The sequence below is a fragment of the Pseudooceanicola lipolyticus genome, assembly GCF_002786325.1.
Lineage (GTDB): Bacteria > Pseudomonadota > Alphaproteobacteria > Rhodobacterales > Rhodobacteraceae > Pseudooceanicola_C > Pseudooceanicola_C lipolyticus.
This window is the reverse complement of the sequence record NZ_PGTB01000272.1, coordinates 1-3046: the sequence shown is the minus strand read 5'-3', so window position 1 is coordinate 3046 and position 3046 is coordinate 1. Positions and strand designations below refer to the sequence as shown.

The 3046-nt window shown below is 67.0% G+C and carries 4 protein-coding genes; 2 read left to right on the top strand and 2 right to left on the bottom strand.

Annotated elements, in window-relative coordinates; genetic code table 11:
• On the bottom strand, positions 1-386 hold a 386-nt coding region (locus tag CVM52_RS24795), incomplete at its 3' end, for an NAD(P)H-dependent oxidoreductase subunit E (RefSeq protein ID WP_100164953.1).
• A gap of 87 nt (positions 387-473) precedes the next feature.
• A complete protein-coding gene (locus tag CVM52_RS24790; RefSeq protein ID WP_100164952.1) occupies positions 474-1364 on the bottom strand; it encodes a LysR family transcriptional regulator in 891 nt (296 codons plus the stop codon).
• Positions 1365-1525: 161 nt separating this feature from the next.
• Between CVM52_RS24790 and CVM52_RS24785 the strand changes: the two genes are divergently transcribed.
• Positions 1526-1930, top strand: a complete 405-nt coding sequence (locus tag CVM52_RS24785) for a (R)-mandelonitrile lyase (protein WP_100164951.1) — start codon at positions 1526-1528, stop codon at positions 1928-1930.
• A 356-nt stretch (positions 1931-2286) separates the two neighbouring features.
• The coding region (locus CVM52_RS24780) for a type VI secretion system protein TssA (protein ID WP_240621069.1) at positions 2287-3046 on the top strand (760 nt) is incomplete at its 3' end.

The window sequence follows — 3046 nt, the reverse complement described above, 5'->3', positions numbered from 1 at the left end:
CAATAGACCGGTTCGACCGTCAGCGCGCCATTGGCGGTGGTGCCGTGCCAGTCCAGCCCCAGCCGGCCCAGCAGCGCCTCGGCCAGCGCCGCGCCGCCGACCGATTGGCAGGCCTCTGCGCGGCACAGTTTCAGCACGTGCCGCCCGGCCGGCCGTTCGCGGAAATCATGGTAGAAACTGACCACCCCGTGCAGCTCGGCGCGGGTGATGTTCAGCACCTCGGCCAGCGGCGCATAGGCGCTGGCCGGCACGCAGCCATAGGCCTGTTGCAGGTCGTGCAGGATCGGCAAGAGCGGCCCCTCGCGATGCTGATGCCGGGCGGCAATTGCGCGGATCTCGTCCTCTCCGGGGCTGGGGGCGGGGGGCGTGTTCAGGTCGGTCTGCATGGCTGGCCTTTCGCGGGCGTGCGCGTCAGTTCAGCATTGCTGTATTCGGAGATCAATATCACTATACCGTTGTTCGATAGGGATTGTCTATCGCGGAATCTCCGACATCCGCCGCGCCTCGGCCAGCAGCGCGTCCAGCACCGGGGTATGCGGCTCGCGATAGGGCGCCACCAGCCCGACCGCGTGTTCCGACTGCGTCCCGGTCAGCGGGATTGCCTCCAAATCCTTGCCGCCCGACAGGAAGGCGGCGATGTCCGAAGGCAGCACGGTGACCCAGCCGCCGGTCTGCACATGCGCCACCAGCACCACGGTGGAATTCGACTCGATCAGCGCCTCGGGGGCGATCCCGGCCTCGGCGAAATTGGCGTTGATGATCCGCCGGTTCTGCATGTCCGGCGTCAGCAGGCACAGTTTCTGCCCTTCCAGCGCCGCCCAGTCGACGCTGCGCTGGCCGGCAAAGGGCGAGGTGGGGCTGCAGACCAGCATGTAGCGCTCGGTATACAGCGCCTCGCTGCTGACCCGGCCCATCGGTTCGTTGTCGAGATAGGAAATCCCGGCATCCACGTCGAGGTTTTCCAGCATGGTCAGGATCTCGGCCGAGGGGCGCGACAGGATGGTAAAGCGCACCTTGGGGTGTTTTTCGCTGAAGCGCGCGGTGATCTGCGCCGCCCAGGTCAGCGCGGTGGGGATCACCGCAATACGCAGCCGCCCGGCCAGGCCGTGGCGCTTGTACCGCATCTCTTCGCGCAGCTGGCGCGCGTCGCCGACGATCCGGCGCGCCCAGACCAGCGCGCTCTGTCCCTCGGGGGTCAGCCCGCCATAGCGCGAGCCGCGGATCACCAACTGCACGCCCAGCTGGTCTTCCAGCTGCTTGATCCCCGAAGACAGCGTCGGCTGGGTGATGCCCAGGCTGGCGGCGGCGCGGCCGAAATGTTCTTCGTTGGCGACGGCGATGAACATTTCCAGTTTCTGCAACATGATAGGGATTTCCAATCAAACTTTGCCGTTTTGATACGCGTATCCGCATCAGTTTCAAACGGCAAACCGCGGCGCCTGCATCTTCGGCGCCGAAACCCTTGCCGCCGCTCTGGTTCAATCCGCCAAGGCGCCTATAGTCGCGCCAAAAGGGAGAACAGTTTATGGATATCTATGCAGCCGGGGCGCGGCCCAGCAAACGGGCGCGCGCCGAGTGGTTCACCGGCACGGTCTGGCAGGATCCGGTGATCGAGGCGCCGGCGCCGGCGCGTATCCGGGCCTTGCGGGTTGCGTTCGAACCGGGCGCGCGCACCGCCTGGCACACCCATCCGCTGGGCCAGACCCTGCATGTGCTATCCGGCCTCGGCCTGGTCGGGCTGCGCGATGCCGCGCCGCAGCTGATCCGCCCCGGCGACACCGTCTGGATTCCGCCCGGCGAAGAACATTGGCACGGCGCCACGCCCGACACCGCCATGGTGCATCTGGCCTTGCAGGAGGCGCTGGACGGCGCGGTGGCCGACTGGCTGGAACAGGTCACCGAGGCCGAGTATCGCCGCAGCCCGGCCTGAGCGCGGCCGCTTCGTTTCTCTTGTCTTGCCGCCATCCTCTGGCGGCGCTCCCGGACCTGATCCGGGGGCGGGGGTAGCGCCCCCCAAACCTTACAAAATGCCAGAAAGAATGCGCCTGCCGGGCGCGCCGCCTGGCAATCCGGTCGCCAAAATTCGTTGACTTTGCACAGGTGTTGGGGCTGACTTTGCGTCAAGTCCTTGTTTTCCGGCAATCTGTGATCTGGATCACAGTGCCGGCCGCCGGGTTGGAGGAGTTTGCGGTGCAAGGCTTTGGACGTGAGGATCTCAGGCGAGGCGCGATGGACCCGGCAGCCCTATTACAGCCCCGGAGCGAGGAGGCTCCCAGCGGCGACAACATGGAATATGATCCGGTCTTCATCGAGATGGAGGCCGCCGCGCAGCCGGGCCGCGAGGTTCAGCTGGGCGATGAGATCACCCCGGCCAAGGGGGTGGAATATGTCAAGGTCGCCGAAAAGGCGATGGCGGTTCTGCAAGGCAGCCACGATCTGCGCGCCGCGGTGTTCCTGGCCGATGCGCTGCTGCATGCCGAGGGGCTGACCGGCTTTGCCGCGGTCACCGCCTATATCCGCGGCTGCGTCGAACAATATTGGGACAGCTGCCACCCCGAGCTTGATCCCGACGACGATGACGACCCGACGATGCGGATCAACGCGGTGCAGGGGCTGTGCGGCCAGCCGGGCGAGGCCGGCGGGCCGTCGCCGGTCTATACCTCGCTGCGGCGGGTGGCGCTGAGCGAAAGCCGCGGTTTCGGCAGTTTCTCGCTGCGCGACATCGAGATCGCCGATGGCCATATCCGCGCGCCCGAAGAGATGGAAACACCGCCCGATATCGGCGCGGTGACCTCCTCGTTCCAGGACACGCCCGAGGCGGTGATCGCGGCGCGCCGGGGCGCGGCGCAATCGGCGCTGGCCGATATCCGTGCGGTGTCGGCGGTGTTCGACGAACGCACGCCGGGGATCGGGCCCAAGCTGGACCCGCTGATCAAGCTGCTGGACCAGATCGTGAAGGCCTATGGCCGGTTTGCCGCCAGCGCCGAGACCGAGACGGAGGCCGAGGCGCCGTTGAGCAATGGCGCCGACCCGGCCGAGCCGGCCG

Bases quoted from the DNA above. Each gene is read 5' to 3' on its own strand.
- CVM52_RS24790 (WP_100164952.1), bottom strand. From the start codon at position 1,364: ATGTTGCAGAAACTGGAAATGTTCATCGCCGTCGCCAACGAAGAACAT.
- CVM52_RS24785 (WP_100164951.1), top strand. From the start codon at position 1,526: ATGGATATCTATGCAGCCGGGGCGCGGCCCAGCAAACGGGCGCGCGCC.